Source organism: Arthrobacter sp. Y3222053, assembly GCF_059092805.1.
Window position 1 is genome coordinate 11,336 of sequence record NZ_JBNHIA010000011.1, and the last position, 15,876, is coordinate 27,211.

General features: G+C 69.1%; 13 protein-coding genes and 1 tRNA gene. 8 read left to right on the forward strand and 6 right to left on the reverse strand.

The window, feature by feature from the left end; translation table 11 throughout:
- Positions 1 to 80: 80 nt before the first annotated feature.
- Positions 81 to 1,817, forward strand: coding sequence for a glycerol-3-phosphate dehydrogenase/oxidase (locus AC5RUW_RS16530; protein WP_494161682.1), 1,737 nt, complete (start codon positions 81 to 83; stop codon positions 1,815 to 1,817).
- A gap of 146 nt (positions 1,818 to 1,963) precedes the next feature.
- Positions 1,964 to 2,779, forward strand: coding sequence for a DUF1295 domain-containing protein (locus AC5RUW_RS16535; protein ID WP_494161683.1), 816 nt, complete (start codon positions 1,964 to 1,966; stop codon positions 2,777 to 2,779).
- A gap of 108 nt (positions 2,780 to 2,887) precedes the next feature.
- On the opposite strand, the gene AC5RUW_RS16540 is transcribed toward AC5RUW_RS16535, so the two are convergent.
- Together AC5RUW_RS16540 and AC5RUW_RS16545 are read right to left on the reverse strand one after the other, a co-directional pair.
- A tRNA-Thr gene (locus AC5RUW_RS16540) sits at positions 2,888 to 2,964 on the reverse strand.
- A 109-nt stretch (positions 2,965 to 3,073) separates the two neighbouring features.
- Positions 3,074 to 3,934 carry a DsbA family protein gene (locus AC5RUW_RS16545; RefSeq protein ID WP_494161684.1) on the reverse strand — a complete coding sequence of 287 codons (861 nt, stop codon included), beginning with the start codon at positions 3,932 to 3,934 and terminating at the stop codon, positions 3,074 to 3,076.
- A gap of 174 nt (positions 3,935 to 4,108) precedes the next feature.
- On the opposite strand from AC5RUW_RS16545, the gene AC5RUW_RS16550 reads away from it, so the two are divergent.
- From AC5RUW_RS16550 to AC5RUW_RS16565, 4 genes are all read left to right on the forward strand, one after another.
- Complete coding sequence (locus AC5RUW_RS16550; RefSeq protein WP_494161694.1) at positions 4,109 to 5,563, forward strand: alpha,alpha-trehalose-phosphate synthase (UDP-forming); 1,455 nt, start codon at positions 4,109 to 4,111, stop codon at positions 5,561 to 5,563.
- The gene (gene otsB, locus AC5RUW_RS16555; RefSeq protein WP_494161685.1) at positions 5,560 to 6,339 is read left to right on the forward strand and encodes a trehalose-phosphatase; all 780 of its coding nucleotides are present in this window, start codon (positions 5,560 to 5,562) and stop codon (positions 6,337 to 6,339) included. The genes AC5RUW_RS16550 and otsB overlap by 4 nt, the downstream gene beginning before the upstream one ends.
- A 132-nt stretch (positions 6,340 to 6,471) precedes the next feature.
- Positions 6,472 to 7,557, forward strand: coding sequence for an ABC transporter ATP-binding protein (locus tag AC5RUW_RS16560; RefSeq protein ID WP_494161686.1), 1,086 nt, complete (start codon positions 6,472 to 6,474; stop codon positions 7,555 to 7,557).
- A gap of 123 nt (positions 7,558 to 7,680) precedes the next feature.
- Entirely contained in the window at positions 7,681 to 9,033 is a 1,353-nt protein-coding gene (locus tag AC5RUW_RS16565) for a DUF4032 domain-containing protein (RefSeq protein WP_494161687.1), read from the forward strand.
- A gap of 25 nt (positions 9,034 to 9,058) precedes the next feature.
- Here the strand turns inward: AC5RUW_RS16565 and AC5RUW_RS16570 are convergent, their stop codons facing one another.
- Positions 9,059 to 9,487: a hypothetical protein gene (locus AC5RUW_RS16570; protein ID WP_494161688.1), complete on the reverse strand. Its 429-nt coding sequence runs from the start codon at positions 9,485 to 9,487 to the stop codon at positions 9,059 to 9,061.
- Between the two features lie 173 nt (positions 9,488 to 9,660).
- Between AC5RUW_RS16570 and AC5RUW_RS16575 the strand changes: the two genes are divergently transcribed.
- Positions 9,661 to 11,391: a glycoside hydrolase family 13 protein gene (locus AC5RUW_RS16575; RefSeq protein WP_494161689.1), complete on the forward strand. Its 1,731-nt coding sequence runs from the start codon at positions 9,661 to 9,663 to the stop codon at positions 11,389 to 11,391.
- A 75-nt stretch (positions 11,392 to 11,466) separates the two neighbouring features.
- On the opposite strand, the gene AC5RUW_RS16580 is transcribed toward AC5RUW_RS16575, so the two are convergent.
- Together AC5RUW_RS16580 and AC5RUW_RS16585 are read right to left on the reverse strand one after the other, a co-directional pair.
- Positions 11,467 to 12,828 (reverse strand): FAD-binding oxidoreductase, encoded by a 1,362-nt coding sequence (locus AC5RUW_RS16580; protein ID WP_494161690.1) that lies wholly within the window; start codon positions 12,826 to 12,828, stop codon positions 11,467 to 11,469.
- Positions 12,829 to 12,837: 9 nt separating this feature from the next.
- Positions 12,838 to 13,329 carry an SRPBCC family protein gene (locus AC5RUW_RS16585; protein WP_494161691.1) on the reverse strand — a complete coding sequence of 164 codons (492 nt, stop codon included), beginning with the start codon at positions 13,327 to 13,329 and terminating at the stop codon, positions 12,838 to 12,840.
- Positions 13,330 to 13,473: 144 nt separating this feature from the next.
- Here AC5RUW_RS16585 and AC5RUW_RS16590 point away from each other — a divergent pair, with 144 nt between their 5' ends.
- Positions 13,474 to 13,719 (forward strand): hypothetical protein, encoded by a 246-nt coding sequence (locus tag AC5RUW_RS16590; RefSeq protein ID WP_494161692.1) that lies wholly within the window; start codon positions 13,474 to 13,476, stop codon positions 13,717 to 13,719.
- Between the two features lie 58 nt (positions 13,720 to 13,777).
- On the opposite strand, the gene AC5RUW_RS16595 is transcribed toward AC5RUW_RS16590, so the two are convergent.
- Positions 13,778 to 15,595, reverse strand: coding sequence for a thioester domain-containing protein (locus AC5RUW_RS16595; protein WP_494161693.1), 1,818 nt, complete (start codon positions 15,593 to 15,595; stop codon positions 13,778 to 13,780).
- Positions 15,596 to 15,876 lie beyond the last annotated feature (281 nt).

Here is a 15,876-nt window from a genome sequence, read left to right on the forward strand (position 1 = left end):
GTACTCCCAAGCGGGGCCTAGAGTCCTTCGAACAGCACTGCCGGGACGAAGTCGTCCCATCCCCTCTGAAAGGTTTCACCGTGACCTCCAGCCTGCTTACCGCGGCCACCCGCACCGCGGCCCTGAACGAAATGGCCGACGGCCCCGAACTCGATGTCCTCGTCGTCGGCGGCGGCGTCACCGGCGCCGGCATCGCCCTGGACGCGGTCTCCCGCGGCCTGCGCACCGGCATCGTCGAGGCCCAGGACTGGGCCGGCGGCACCTCGCAGTGGTCCTCCAAGCTGGTCCACGGCGGGCTGCGCTACCTGCAGCAGCTGGACTTCAAGCTGGTCGCCGAGGCGCTGCGCGAGCGTGAGCTGCTGCTCGACTCCCTGGCCCCGCACCTGGTCAAGCCGGTGCCCTTCCTCTACCCGATCACCCACCGCGGCTGGGAGCGCCCCTACGTCGCGGCCGGCATCGGCCTCTACGACACCATGGCCCACGTCGGTGCCAAGAACGCCACCATGCCCATCCAGCGCCACCTCGGACTGAAGGGCGTCAAGGAGGCCTTCCCGGACATCAAGCCGGACACCATGGTCGGCGCCATCAAGTACTGGGACGGCAAGGTCGACGACGCCCGCCTGGTGCTCACCATCGTCCGCACCGCCGTGCGTCTGGGCGCGCTGGCCGCCAGCCGGACCCGCGCTGTCGAGTTCCCCAAGGATGAGAGCGGCCGCGTGATCGGCGCCGTCGTGCGTGACCTGGAGACCGGCGAGGAGCGCCTGGTGCGCGCCAAGTCCGTGATCACCGCCACCGGCGTCTGGACCGAAACCACCCAGGACCTGGCCAAGGCCGACGGCGGCCTGAAGGTGCTGGCGTCCAAGGGCATCCACATCGTCGTCCCGCGGGAGCGGATCTCCGGCGAGACCGGCCTGATCCTGCAGACCGAGAAGTCCGTGCTGTTCGTGATCCCGTGGGAGCGGTACTGGATCATCGGCACCACCGACACCCCGTACCATCAGGACCTGTCGACGCCGGTCGCCACCAGCGCGGACATCGACTACGTGATCGAGCACGCGAACGTGGTGCTGGAGAAGCCGCTGACCCGCGACGACGTGATCGGCACCTTCGCCGGCCTGCGCCCGCTGCTGCAGCCGGGCACCAAGGGCGACGAGCAGTCCACCAAGATCTCCCGCGAGCACACCGTCACCGAGGTGGTGCCCGGCCTGATCGCCATCGCCGGCGGCAAGCTGACCACCTACCGGGTAATGGCGGAGGACGCCGTGGACCTGGCCCTCGGCGCACGCGCCAAGGAGCTGCCCTCCGTCACCGCCAAGACCCCGCTGCTGGGCGCCGACGGCTACCTGCCGCTGACCCGCCAGGCCGCCGCGCTGGGCGCCAAGTACGGCTGGGACGAGCAGCAGGTGATGCGCATGCTGGACCGCTACGGATCGGCCATCAGCGAGGTCCTCGAGCTGGTCGAGGAGCGGCCGGAGCTGGCCGCCCCGCTGCAGGGCGCCCCGGCGTACCTGCGCGCGGAGATCGTGCACGGCTGCACCCACGAGGGGGCCCTGCACCTGGAGGACCTGTTCGATGTCCGCACCCGGCTGGTCTGGGAAGCCCCGAACCACGGCCTGGACGCCGTCGAGGAGATTGCCGACCTGGCTGCCGAGGCGCTGGGCTGGGACCAGCCGCGCCGCGACGCCGAGGTGCAGGCGTACCGCACCCGCAGCGAGGCGCAGGACGCCGCCGCTGCCCTCCAGGATGAAGCTGCGGCCGCAGCAGCCCGCGCCGCGGTGCCGAGCGTGACCGAGCTGGTGGCGTCCGCCGCGCGCTAGGCACAGCCACCGTCACATAGTGGCCTGAGGCAGGGCCGCCGGGAAACCGGCGGCCCTGCCTGCTTTGTGTCGGACTTTTGGCTCGAACCGCCTGGGAAGCAGGCAAAGGGTCCCGTACGACGGCGCGTCACCGTACGCTGCCGGGAATGGACCCGTTCCTTCTCGGCTTCTGGATCTTCGTTGCGACCGCCGCCGGCACGTGGGTGATGTCGCTGCTCACCCGGGAGTACTCGTGGACGGACCGGATCTGGTCGCTGACGCCGATCGTCTACCTGTGGCTCTATGCGGCCGCCTCGGGCGGGGATCCGCGGATCGTGCTGATGGCCGTCCTGGTGTCCCTGTGGGGTGCACGGCTGACGTTCAACTTTGCACGCAAGGGCGGCTACCGTCCCGGCGGCGAAGATTACCGGTGGCGCGTGCTGCAGCGCAGGATGCGGCCCTGGCAGTTCCAGCTCTTCAACTTCGCGTTCATCAGCGTCTACCAGAACGCCATCATCTGGCTGATGACGCTGCCGGTCCTGACGGTCTATCAGCATCCACGCCCGCTCACCGCCGCGGACTGGCTGCTGGCTGCACTTTTTGTGGCGGCCCTGGTCGGGGAGACCGCCGCTGACCAGCAGCAGTGGAGATTTCAGCAGTGGAAGAAGGCCGAGGCGGCGGCCGGCCGCACCCCGCACCCGGGCTTCGCGCAGACGGGGCTTTTTCGGTTTTCCCGGCACCCAAACTTCTTCTTCGAGCAGCTGCAGTGGTGGCTGTTCTACGGCTTCGCCGTGACAGCCTCAGGGACGTGGCTGCACTGGACCCTGGCCGGGCCGGCGCTCCTGACCCTGCTGTTCATCGGCTCGACGACCTTCACGGAGAGCATTTCGCTGGACCGGTATCCGGACTACCGGGACTACCAGCGGCGGACGTCGGCCATCCTTCCGCTGCCGCCGCGGCGGCAGCGGACCCGTCCCGCCTGATCAAGCGGCGGCAGCAGCCGCGGCTGCAATGGCTGGACCTGTGGCTGCACCGAGGCCGAGGCACCGACCCGGAAACGGAAAAACCCCCGGATAAACCGGGGGTTTTGCTGGAGCCCCCTGCCGGATTCGAACCGGCGACCCCCTGTTTACAAGACAGGTGCTCTGGCCAACTGAGCTAAGGAGGCGGTGCCGGGGCGTGCCCGGCAGGACTGGCTCAAGGCCAGCCCCTCAAGGGTAGCCGACGGCGGGGTCCCGGTGGAAACCGGGCCGCCCGCCGTCGGGCCCTGGGAACTGCTACTCGGAGTCCGCACCGCCGTTGGCGTCGATGGCGGCCTGCACGGTCTCGGTGAAGGCGTCCAGGTTCGCCTCGGCGCCGTTGACGTAGACGGTCGGGGTGCCCTGCACACCGTCGGCCTGCGCCAGTTCGGTGGAGTACTGCACATAGGTGCGGAACCCGTCGTTCTTGATGCAGTCCTCGGCGCCTTCGGCGCCCACCGAGGCGGCCATGTCGGCCAGGCCCTGGTTGTCGACCTCGCCCTGCGCGTGCTGGGCGAAGATCGCCGCGGTGAAGTCCCAGTAGGACTCCGGGGCGGTGTCCGCGACACAGGCGGCCGCGTTGGCTCCGCGCGAGGAGTAGTTCGTGGGCGAGTTCCGGTCCAGGAACGAGACCAGGCGGTATTCGTAGGTGACCTCGCCTGCGTCGAGCCACTGGGCGATCTGGTCGCCGTAGACATCTTCGAAGGTGGCGCAGTGCACGCAGTTCACGTCCGCGTAGACCACGATCGGCACCGGCTCACCCTCGGCGGCCGGCTCGACGCCGCGCGGCGGCTGACCCTCGCCGGTGCCCTCGGGCAGGTTCTCGGTGTCCACCTCGCCGCCGTCGGTCGGTGCCAGGGAGGTGGTGGAGGTCAGCGTCACGCCGCCGTCCAGGTTGCCGTTGGCGGGCACCGGGCCGGCGGCCGGAATGGAGCGGTTCATGTTGCTGAAGACCACGGCGAAGATCAGGGCGATGACCGCGACGACCGCGACCACTACGCCCCAGCGCACCAGCAGCTTGTTCCGCTTTTCCTTGCGCAGCTGTTCCTCACGCAGCGCGCGGGCCTTCTCCCGTGCCTCCGCGGTCCGCTCAGCCTTGGTCGGCCTGGGATTGCTCATGTGTCCTCACGTCTCTCAGCGATAACCTTCCACCGGGCATGGTGGCAAAACTGCCTACAGTCTAGCTATCGCAGCTGGGGGTTCTTCCTTAGGCCCTAACGCGCATACCCCGCGCGCCGGTTCCCTCTTCGATAGAGTGGCGGTGAGACCCCCAGAAACAGAGGAGTGCTGATCGTGGACGCTGCGGCCGTTGATCCGGGCAAGGAAAATCAAGCGGACGGGTACGGCGATTTCGACTTCATCGTGGTGTCCAACCGGCTGCCGGTGGACCGGGTCAGCGGGCCCGACGGCGAGTCGTGGCGCCGCTCCCCCGGCGGGCTGGTGACTGCCCTCGCCCCGGTGATGGCGAAGGCCGACGGTGCGTGGGTGGGCTGGCACGGCGCCCCTGACGAGACCCTCGACGAGTTCGACCACGACAACATCCACCTGCGGCCGGTGCCGCTGTCGGCCGATGAGGTGGAGCTGTACTACGAGGGCTTCTCCAATGCCACGCTGTGGCCCCTGTACCACGACGTCGTCGCCCCGCCGGAGTTCCACCGGACCTGGTGGGACGCCTACCGCGCCGTGAACGAGCGCTTCGCCCAGGCCGCGGCGGAAATCGCCGCCGAGGGCGCCACCGTGTGGGTGCAGGACTACCAGCTCCAGCTGGTCCCGCAACTGCTGCGGAAGCAGCGCCCGGACCTGAAGATCGGCTTCTTCAACCACATTCCCTTCCCGCCGCTGGAGATTTTCGCCCAGCTGCCCTGGCGCCGCAACATCATCGCGGGCCTGCTCGGCGCGGACCTGATCGGCTTCCAGCGCGCCAGCGACGCCAGCAACTTCCTGCGCTGCGTGCGCCGTTTCGCCGGGCACACCATCCGTGCGCAGCAGGTGCATGTCACCGCCGAGGACGGCACCTCGCACATCTCCCGCGCCGAGGCGTTCCCCATCTCCATCGACGCCGACCAGATCACTGAGCTCGCCCAGCGCGAGGACATCATCGCCCGGTCCAAGCAGATCCGGCAGGAACTCGGCGATCCCGACGTCGTGCTGCTGGGCGTGGACCGCCTCGACTACACCAAGGGCATCAGCCACCGGCTGAAGGCCTACGGCGAGCTCCTGGAGGACGGGCGGATCACCGTGGAGGGCGCCTCGCTGATCCAGGTCGCCAGCCCCAGCCGCGAGCGCGTGGAACAGTACCGGCTGCTGCGCGAGGAGGTCGAGGGCACCGTGGGCCGGATCAGCGGCACCTACGACACGATCTCCAACACCGCGATCCGCTATCTGCACCACAGCTACCCGGTGGAGGAGATGGTGGCCCTCTACCTGGCCGCCGACGTCATGCTCGTCACCGCCCTGCGCGACGGCATGAACCTGGTGGCCAAGGAATACGTGGCCGCCCGGACCAACAACTCCGGCGTCCTGGTGCTCAGCGAGTTCGCCGGCGCGGCGGACCAGCTGCGCCAGGCGGTGCTGGTCAACCCGCACGACATCGACGGGCTCAAGGACGCCATCGTCACCGCCATGCAGATGCCGGACCGGGAAGCCCAGCGCCGGATGCGCCTGATGCGCCGCCAGGTGCTGCAGAACGACGTCGAACGCTGGTCCCAGGACTTCCTCACGGCCCTGCGCAACACGGAGGACGCATGAGCATCCCCGATCCCGACCTGCAGGCGGCACTGGCCGAACTGGCGGGCACCGAAACGCTGCTGGTCGCCCTGGACTTTGACGGCACCCTCTCCCCGCTGGTCGAACACGCCGACGACGCCCGGCCGCTGCCGGAGTCGGCAGCCGCCGTGCAGCAGCTCGCCGCACTGCCCCGTACGGTCACGGCGCTGATCTCCGGCCGGGCCCTGGACAGCCTGCGCCGGGTGGCGGGCCCCGAACCGGAAACCCTGCTGATCGGCAGCCACGGCGCCGAAACCTGGACCGGGCCCAATGCGGAACCGCTGCAGCTGACCCCGGAGCAGGCCGACCTGCTCGCCCGGGCCCGGGCGGCGGTCCAGGAAGTCGTCGACGCATGTCCCGGCTGCCGGATCGAGCACAAGCCGGCCGGCGTCGTACTGCACACCCGCAGCGTCGCCGACGATGTCGCGTCCGCGGCCACCGCCCAGGCCCGCGAGCGGCTCGGCGGGCTGGACGGCGTGCACGTCACCGACGGCAAGGCCGTGCTGGAGGCCTCCGTCATCCGCACCAGCAAGGGCGAAGGCATCCAGGCGCTGCGCGAACTCACGGGCGCGACCGCCGTCCTCTTCGGCGGCGACGACGTTACCGACGAGCGGGCCTTCGCGGTGCTTCAGCCGCAGGACCTCGGCATCAAGGTGGGCCCGGGCGCCACCGCAGCGGCGTTCCGGGTCTCCTCGCCCGAGGAAATGAGCGGCGTGCTGACCGAGCTGCTGCGCCTGCGCCGCGCCGCCGTGGGCTGAAACTTTTCCTTTCACAAAGCGGAAACGCGTGCCATACTGACCCTGTCCCGGGCGCCGGGACAGCGAATTGAATACACACCCATTCACAACGGATCGTCGGGCACGTACCTGCCCGTGAAGGGAAATACCACCATGGCAACGGTAACTTTCGACAAGGCCACGCGCCTGTATCCGGGCACTGACCGCCCGGCCGTGGACGGCCTGGACCTGCAGATCGCCGACGGCGAGTTCCTGGTCCTCGTCGGCCCCTCCGGCTGCGGCAAGTCCACCTCCCTGCGGATGCTCGCAGGCCTCGAGGACGTCAACTCCGGCAGCATCCTCATCGGCGACCGCGACGTCACCGACGTCCCGCCGAAGGACCGTGACATTGCCATGGTCTTCCAGAACTACGCGCTCTACCCGCACATGTCGGTGGCCGACAACATGGGCTTCGCCCTCAAGATCGCGGGCGTGTCCAAGGAAGAGCGGATGAAGCGGGTCCAGGAAGCGGCGAAGCTGCTGGACCTGGAGGACTACCTCGACCGCAAGCCCAAGGCCCTCTCCGGCGGCCAGCGCCAGCGCGTCGCCATGGGCCGGGCCATCGTCCGGAACCCGCAGGTGTTCCTCATGGATGAGCCGCTCTCGAACCTGGATGCGAAGCTGCGCGTGCAGACCCGCACCCAGATCGCCTCGCTCACCCGCCGGCTCGGCGTCACCACCGTCTACGTCACGCACGACCAGACCGAGGCCATGACCATGGGCGACCGGGTCGCTGTGCTCAAGGACGGCGTCCTCCAGCAGGTCGACACCCCGCGCCGGCTCTACGACCACCCGGACAACGTCTTCGTGGCCGGCTTCATCGGCTCCCCCGCCATGAACCTGCTCGAGCTTCCCGTCGTCGACGGCGGCGTCGCCTTCGGCGGCACCGTCTACCCGGTTGCCAGCAGCGTGCTCGGCAGCGCCGGCCGAACCGTCACCCTCGGTGTCCGTCCCGAGGACCTGGAGACCGTGGGCGAAGGCGCCGGGCTCAAGGTCGAGGTGGACGTGGTCGAGGAGCTCGGCGCCGATGCCTACGTTTACGGACACACCGACCTCGACGGCACCGAGCACCAGATCGTAGCCCGCGTGGACGGCCGCCGCCCGCCGATGAAGGGCGAAACCATCTACGTGCGCCCCCAGCAGGGACATGTGCACCTGTTCGATTCCTCCAGCGGAGAGCGGCTGGCGGACGAGGCCTGACCTGTCTTCCACCGGCTGAATCCCCTGCGGCGGCTTCCTGACCTGTTCTAAGATTTGGGTCAGGGGGCCGCCGTTCAGCCTTTAATCCGCAGCGTCCAACGATTCATGCAGGCAGGGACCGCCATGACCGACACCGCGCGCGCCAACTGGCGCAACGAACCCACCGACTGGGAGCAGGCGGGGAAGCTGCCCCGCCCCCATGAGGAGTCCGGCGCACGCAGCCTGGGATCGCTGGACGTGACCAGTGCGTCCATGGACCCGGCCCTGCTGGACCTGCCCTGGCACCTGCCGCTGGAGGAGTGGCCCGCCGACCGCCTGGCGGCCCTGCCGCGCGGCATTTCCCGCCACGTGGTGCGTTTCGCCCGGCTGGGCGATTCACTGATCGCGATCAAGGAGACCGGCGAGCACATCGCCCGGCACGAGTACCACATGCTGCGCAAGCTGCGCCGGCTCAACGTTCCGTGCGTTGCGCCCGTCGCCGTCATCACCGGCCGCAGCGATGAACACGGCGAGCCGCTGGATCCGGTCCTGGTGACCCGGCACCTGCGGTTCTCCCTCCCCTACCGGGCGGTGTTCTCACAGACCCTGCGGCAGAACACCCTGACCCGGCTCATCGACGCCCAGGCGCTGCTCCTGGTGCGCCTGCACCTGGCCGGCTTCTACTGGGGAGACGTCTCGCTGTCCAACACCCTGTTCCGGCGCGACGCCGGCGCCTTCGCGGCCTATCTGGTGGACGCGGAGACCGGAGAGCTCTATCCCGAGCTTTCCGGCGGCCAGCGCGAGTACGACCTCGAGATCGCCCGGGTGAACATTGCCGGCGAGCTGATGGACCTGGCCGAGGGCAACCTGATCGAGGAGAGCGTCGACCCGCTGGCCACCAGCGAGCGGATCATGGACAGCTACCGCAACCTGTGGCGGGAGCTGACCGAACAGGAGACCTTCGCCCCGGGCGAGCGGTGGCGGGTGGACGCCCGGATCCGCCGGCTCAACGACCTCGGGTTCGACGTCGACGAGCTGGCCATCCGCACCACCGCCGACGGCACGCAGGTGCAGCTGCAGCCGAAGGTGGTCGACGCCGGCCACCACCAGCGCCGGCTGCTGCGGCTGACCGGGCTCGACGCGCAGGAGAACCAGGCCCGCCGGCTGCTCAACGACATGGACTCCTACCGGGCCGACAACCATCCCGAGCTCGACGAGGAGCTGAGCGCCCACCTGTGGGTCTCCCAGGTGTTCCAGCCGATCGTCAGGGCGATGCCGCAGGAGCTGGGCAGCAAGCTGGAGCCGGCCGAAGTGGTCCACGAGGTGCTCGAGCACCGCTGGTACATGTCCGAGGAACAGAACCGCAACGTGCCCATGGCCGAGGCCGTGCAGTCCTACATGGACAACATCCTGCGCCATCGCCGGGACGAGGCGGCCATCCTGCTGACGGCGGACACCAAGACCCTGAAAATCCTGGGCGGCGGCGGGACCGGCTGAGAACGCGTCCCGCCGGCGGATCGGTCTAGACGCTGCAGGTGTATTCGACGCCGTCCACGTAATGCGTGCCCGGGCCGAGATCCTGGCAGGTGGTGATGAGCGCGGTCATGCCGATCACCAGGATAATCGTCGTCAGCACGGTGAACAGGATGTTCAGTGCGGAGAGGATGATGCCGACCACTGCAGGGACGTTGCCCATGTTGGCCCGCCTGGAGCGGCGCAGGCCCATGATGCTCAGGACCAGGCCGCCGATGCTCAGGACCGGGAAGAAGGCCAGGACCAGGCCGATGATGCCGAACGTCTTGCCCGGGTTCTCGGGCGGGTATCCGTAGCCGGCAGGCACGCCCTGGCTCGGCATTCCATAGGGCTGCCCGTACGGCTGCTGGGCATACTGCTGCGGATACTGCTGCGGCTGCCCGGGCTGCTGCCCTCCGCTGCCATTGACGTCGGTCACGTTGTTCCCCCTGGAGTGCTGCGGATCATTGACGTGGACAGTCTACCGTTCCGGCGTTGCCGGGCTGTGGCCACCTTCACGCCCGGGCCCGGGCACGCGCAGGGGTGCCGCTGACGTTAAATGGTGGATAAGCAGTTAAAACCGCAACCGCAATCCAAAGGATGATTGGCAGCATGGAGAAACCGCTCGAAGAAACCGTTGATCCGCACACCGGCCTTCGCGTGAAACCCGTCCATCTCCGTCAGCCCGGGCACCAGTGGTGGCGCTCGTCGGTCATCTACCAGGTCTACCCCCGGTCCTTCCGGGACCTGCGCGGCGACGGCGTGGGCGACCTTCGGGGCATCACCGCGGAGCTGCCGCGCCTGGCCGAGCTGCACATTGACGCCGTCTGGCTTTCGCCCTTCTACAAGTCGCCGCAGAAGGACGCCGGGTACGACGTCGAGGACTACTGCTCCGTCGACCCGATCTTCGGCACCCTTGAGGACTTCGATGCCCTGGTCGCCGAAGCGTCCCGGCAGGGCATCCGGATCATTGTCGACCTGGTGCCCAATCACTGCTCCGACCGGCACGTCCTGTTCCAGGCCGCCCTCGCTGCCCCGGCGGGCTCGCCGGCCCGGGACATGTTCATCTTCCGGGACGGACGCGGTGAGCACGGCGAGCTGCCGCCCAACAACTGGGAGTCCCATTTCGGCGGACCGGCATGGACGCGCATCACCGAGCCGGACGGCGCCCCGGGCCAGTGGTACCTGCACCTGTTCGACTCCTCGCAGCCGGACTTCAACTGGGACAACCCCGCCGTGCATGACGAGTTTGAGCGGATCCTGCGCTTCTGGCTGGACCGCGGCGTCGGCGGCTTCCGGGTGGACGTCGCGCACGCGCTGATCAAGAAGTCCGGGCTGCCGGACTGGGGCGGGCGCGCCGACGGCTCCTCCAGCGAGGGTTTCCCCGGCCATGAGGCTCCGATGTTCGGCCAGGACGGCATCCACGACATCTTCCGCTCCTGGCGCCGGATCCTCGATTCCTACGACGGGGACCGGGTGCTCTGCGCCGAGGCCACCATCGATCCCGTCGAGCGTCTGGCCAAGTGGGTGCGCCCGGACGAGATGCACCAGACGTTCAACTTCGCCTACCTGCACCACCCCTGGGATGCGCCCGAGCTGCGCCGCATCATCGAGTCCTCTCTGACCGCCTTTGACGCCGTGGGCGCGCCGACGACGTGGGTGCTGTCCAACCACGACGTCGTCCGCCACGTCTCCCGCTTCGGGCTGCAGGCGCACGACCTGCGCAGCGGCGACGGCATCGGCCCCCGGGACCAGCAGCCCGACCATGTGCTGGGCCTGGTCCGGGCCCGGGCCGCGACCCTGCTGATGCTGGGCCTGCCCGGCGGGGTGTACCTGTACCAGGGCGAGGAACTGGGGCTGCCGGACCACACCATGATTCCGCACGAATTCCGGCAGGACCCCACCTTCCACCGCACCGGCGGTGAACGCGTCGGCCGGGACGGCTCCCGGGTTCCCCTGCCCTGGCGGAAGGACGCGCCGTCGTACGGGTTCTCCGAAGCGGGAGTCAGCTGGCTGCCGCAGCCCCCGGAATGGGGCGAGCTTGCACGTGACGTGCAGGAACAGGACGCCGACTCGACGCTGAACTTCTACAAGCATGCCCTGGACCTGCGGCGCCGGCTGGACCTCGGACACGGGACCCTGGCCTGGTGGGTGCAGGCCCCGGCCGATGTGGTCGCCTTCGTGAACAACGGCGTCCTGGTGATCATGAACATGGGGACCGAGCCGGTGGAGCTTCCCGACGGCGAGCTGCTCGCGGCCAGCGTCCCCGGAGCGGGCGCGCACGGGAAGCTGGACCCGGACCACGCCGCCTGGATCCGGCTCCCCGCCCTGGACGCCGGCTAGCCTCCCGCGCCCGACGGCGGCTGCACCTGCATCAGGGGCAGCCGCCGTCGTCGCGGACAGGGCCTGCGTGCCCCGTCAGGCGATGGCCTTGCCGGGGTTCAGGATTCCCGCCGGGTCGAACAGCGCCTTGATCCGGCGCTGATACTCCAGCACCTGGGTGCCCTGCTCCAGCGGCAGCCAGCGCAGCTTGTACTGGCCCACGCCGTGCTCGCCGGTGATGGTGCCTCCCATGGCCAGGGCCACGTTGACGGACTCGTCGAGTGCTGCGTTGAGCCGGTCCAGGCCCTCCGGCGCCTCGTTCGTGTTGATCCAGAAGGTGGGGTGCAGGTTGCCGTCTCCGGCGTGGGCCACGACCTTCAGCTTCACCCGGTGGGTCTTGGCCATCTGCTCAAGTTCGGCAATGTAGTGCACCAGCTTGGAGCGCGGCACGGCAACGTCCTCGCCCACCCGGAATTCGTCATCGACCTCGTCGCCGCGGCTGTGCCGGCGCAGCTCGACCAGCCGAACGGCTTCCTCGGTGTCCTCGGTGCTCACCGTTCCGCCCAGGTCCGTGAGGACACGCCGGACAATGGCGGCCTCCGTTTCGGCGGCGAAACCGTCGGTCTGGATGAGCAGCAGCGCTCCGCCGCGGGCCCGCAGATCCGACCCCTGGGTGCTGTCCAGCGACACCATGGTCTCGCCGTCGAGCAGTTCCATGATGGCAGGCTGCACCCGGGCCCCGCCCACTGCCAGCACGCCGGCGGCGGCGGTCTGGAAATCCGGGAAGAACGCCGCAACGGTGCAGACCTCCCGGGGCAGGTAGCGCAGGCGGACGGTAATGCCGACGACGATGCCGAGGGTTCCTTCCGAGCCGGTGAACAGCCCGGTGAGGTCGTAGCCGGCGACGCCCTTGAAGGTGCCGTGGCCGGTGTGGATGAGGGTGCCGTCGGCCAGGACCACGTCCAGGGCGAGGACGGAGTCGCGGGTGACGCCGTACTTGGCGCAGCGGAGGCCGCCGGCGTTGGTGGCCACGTTGCCGCCGATGGTGGAGATCCGGTAGCTGGCCGGATCCGGGGCGTACATCAGCCCGTGCGGGGCGACGGCGGCATTGAGGTCGGCATTGATGACGCCGGGTTCAACGACGGCCAGCTCGTCCTCCACCCGGATGTCCAGGATCCGGTTCATCCGTTCCAGGCTCAGCACAATGCAGTTGGCGGTGGCGTGCGCGCCGCCGGACACGCCGGTGCCGGCGCCGCGGGGCACCACGGCGGTGCCGGTGCTGCTGGCCCAGCGCATGATGTCCTGCACCTGATCCACGGTGGTGGGCAGGACGACGGCCAGCGGCTCGATGAACTCAAGCACAGGTCCCTGGTCCCGGCCGTACGCGGCCAGCACATCCGGTTCGGTGGACACTTCGAGGCCCGCTACGTCGCGCAGCCCGTTCAACACGTCAGTCATGCCATCAGGTTAGCGAGCACCCATGAACCGGGCGTAGTGTGTCAGCGCCTGGTCCCAGAACGCGTGGAAGTCCGGCACCTCTCCGTCGTCGCCGGCATGAATGTCCGTGTGCCGGAGCCGTACCGTGGTTCCGGCGGCGTCGGCGGTGTCCGGGCGGGGTTCGGCGGCTTCGAACCGGATGGTGACGTTCCCCGGCCGGCCCGGGGCCTGGCCAAAATGCCATGCCAGCCGCACCCCGCCGTCCGGCTCGACCCCGGCTACAGCCGCCCAGAGCAGCTCGTCTCCGTCGGGGCCGGTCTCCACCAGGTTCCCGTCCTCGAGCTCGAGGTACGTCCCCGCACCGAAGGCGGTCAGCTCCGAGGGCCACCACAGGTGGATGTACTCCAGGAACCCCGTCGCGGCCTCCCCGGTTTCACGGGGAACAACGCGGGAAAGCTCGACGTCGGGCCGGCCGACGTCGTCGGGTTCCGGCTCCGGAGCATGGGAGAAAAGCGAATCCATTCCTCCAGCGTAGCTCCGCACTCCGCGGCGGATCTCACCCCTCAGCGTCCGCCATCTCACGTCCGGGAGGGCCGGGGGCCCGCGGGCCCGGCGGGATACTTGAGTCAGGGGGCAACCGGATCCACAGCAGGCAGGAGGAGAAGCTTGCAGTTCGACCCCATCAAATGGCCCGGCCGGCAGCGGTCGCTGATGCACCGTGTTCCGGGCAACCACCTCTTCGGCAGGCTCACACGTCTGGGGACCTTCCCCCTGGTGATGCTCCTGCTGCTTCTGCTGGGCATTGCCGGACTGCTCCAGCTGGCTGAAGGGGACGCCGGGTTTGCCGGCGCGTCGCCCGCTGCCGAAGCGCCGGTCCCGGTCCCGGAGCCGCCTGCAGGGCTGCGGGGCTAGGACAACACAGGAGCGGGGCCGTGTGCTGCGGCCCCGCTCCTGTACTCCCCGCCGGCGGCTAAGCCTGATCGTGCAGCTGTGTCCGCCGGCGGCGGATGAGTCCCGGCATCAGCAGCAGGGCCCCGGCTGCGGCCGCGGCTGCGCCTGCGCCGAGCAGGGGAAGCGTTCCGCCGGCTCCGGTTTCGGGCAGGGACGGCCGCTCCGGCGCCGGGGCGGGAGCGGGTTCCCGGCTGACCTCATTGGTGAGCACCGCGTCGACGGCGGCCCCCGGCTGGATCGCCACCGTCACGGGATCGCCGCCGGTCACCTGCACGCCCTGGACGGCGCCCGTCGCGGTTTCCGTGACGGTACATTCGGTTCCGGCGGGCAGGTCCACGAACGCCTGCACGTATTCTCCGGCCGCGGTGCCGGCCGGCAGGAGGATGGTCTCGTTCAGCACGTCGGCGCAGACCACGTTGACCGAGATCTCGCCCTGCAGCCCGGCTCCGGTTCCGGTGATCACCTTGGTCACGTTCAGGCTCCCCGGCCGGTAGCTGACCGTGTTGGTCACGGCAACGGCGGCGCCCTCCGCGGTCAGGACGGCCTCCTGGGGAGTATCCGTCGTGACGTCCACGGCCGTGGTGGCACCCGTGACCGGCTCGGTCACCACACAGGTGGTGCCCACCGGGATGTCCGTGAACACGAACGTGGCGGGTTCAACCGCGCCGGCCGGCACGTCGGCGGTAAAGGTGTATCCCTCGCCGCAGTCAATCAGCAGCTGCCCGGCTCCCTGCTGCCCCGCCGCCTCTCCGAGGAATGATTTGGTCACCGACAGGTCTCCCACGGGGAAGAACTCTGCGGTGGCCTGGGCCGTTGCTTCCAGGACCGCGGTCTCGGCAAGAATCAACCGCTGGGCATCGGTGATGGCCGGATTGTTGCCGTCGTAGAGGTACACCTGGCCCCGCTGGACCGTCACGGCCGCACGGGCCGACAACACCCCCGAGTCCGGAATGGCCGCGGCGCTCCGGATCCAGATCTGGGTTCCGGAGGCAACCTCCGACTCGTTGGCGATCTCCACCGTTCCGGCTGCATCACTGTACATGGTGAAGCCATCGGGAACGGAGACGGTGACGACGGCCGCGTTTTCGGCGGCCACGGTGAACGGGCCGGCGGGAGATCCCACGGGCGCGGCGGCCGACGGCGGCGTGACGGTGACATTCGGAGCCGGCGGTTCGACAACGGGCCCGTTGGCCTGGGCGTCCGCAATGATCGCTTCCACGGCAGGTCGGATGGCTGCCTGGCCCGCGTTGAGGACATACCCATCGGAGAAGTACCAGATCGCCGCCTGTACGGCTGCCGCCTGCTGATTAGCGGTCAGGCCCGCAGGTGCTGCCGGGTTGGCAGGGTAGTAGTTGTTCAGGATGTACGCGACATAGCCGACGTTCGCGACATTCGATTCCGCCCAGGTGCCGTTCTCGTAACCGATGCCCGGCTCGGTCAGTACCCGGATGTTGATGCAGTACATCTCTCCCGTGAGGGTGGGGTCATCAATGCTGGCGGTGGTGATGATTCCGGCAAAGACATTCTCCGCGGTGTAGCCGGCCGGCGGTGTAGCCGGGTACGGCGCCGTGGGATCCTGGGGCGTCGGGGCAGGCGGCAGGGCGCCGAAGACGTTCTGCCCCGCACCCGTACCGGTCATCTGGATGTCGGTGTTGGGACCGAAAATGGGGGAAACGACGCCGGCGATATCTCCCACCCGCGCCTGTGCCGGGGCGGCGAAGGGCAGCAGGACCATGGCTGCGGTGGCGATGAGCGCCCACCAGGCTGTGGGCCTGCGCCGGCGGCGTGTTCCTGGTCCGATGGCGTGCGGGTGTGACCGGGCGTGATGCGACCTCATGGGCGGACCTTCTTCAGCGGTGAGAGTGATGTCTGCGCATGCCGCAGCTGGCTGCTACCGGCACGAGCCGTTACGCTAACGAAGCCAGCTTCGGAACACCATAGGGGCCGGCGTTTTCGGTCTCCGGCGGGCCTAGAAATTTCCCGCGTTCCTTTGGTGGGTTAAACCCGCGTTCCTTTGGTGGGTTAAATGGGTGAGGGCCCCGCGTCGGTGCGGGGCCCTCTTCCTTGTAATGGTTGTCCGGCGGTGACCTACTCTCCCACACCCTCCCGGGTGCAGTA

Bases quoted from the DNA above. Each gene is read 5' to 3' on its own strand.
- AC5RUW_RS16535 (WP_494161683.1), top strand. From the start codon at position 1,964: ATGGACCCGTTCCTTCTCGGCTTCTGGATCTTCGTTGCGACCGCCGCC.
- AC5RUW_RS16545 (WP_494161684.1), bottom strand. From the start codon at position 3,934: ATGAGCAATCCCAGGCCGACCAAGGCTGAGCGGACCGCGGAGGCACGG.
- otsB (WP_494161685.1), top strand. From the start codon at position 5,560: ATGAGCATCCCCGATCCCGACCTGCAGGCGGCACTGGCCGAACTGGCG.
- AC5RUW_RS16560 (WP_494161686.1), top strand. From the start codon at position 6,472: ATGGCAACGGTAACTTTCGACAAGGCCACGCGCCTGTATCCGGGCACT.
- AC5RUW_RS16565 (WP_494161687.1), top strand. From the start codon at position 7,681: ATGACCGACACCGCGCGCGCCAACTGGCGCAACGAACCCACCGACTGG.
- AC5RUW_RS16575 (WP_494161689.1), top strand. From the start codon at position 9,661: ATGGAGAAACCGCTCGAAGAAACCGTTGATCCGCACACCGGCCTTCGC.
- AC5RUW_RS16580 (WP_494161690.1), bottom strand. From the start codon at position 12,828: ATGACTGACGTGTTGAACGGGCTGCGCGACGTAGCGGGCCTCGAAGTG.
- AC5RUW_RS16585 (WP_494161691.1), bottom strand. From the start codon at position 13,329: ATGGATTCGCTTTTCTCCCATGCTCCGGAGCCGGAACCCGACGACGTC.
- AC5RUW_RS16595 (WP_494161693.1), bottom strand. From the start codon at position 15,595: ATGAGGTCGCATCACGCCCGGTCACACCCGCACGCCATCGGACCAGGA.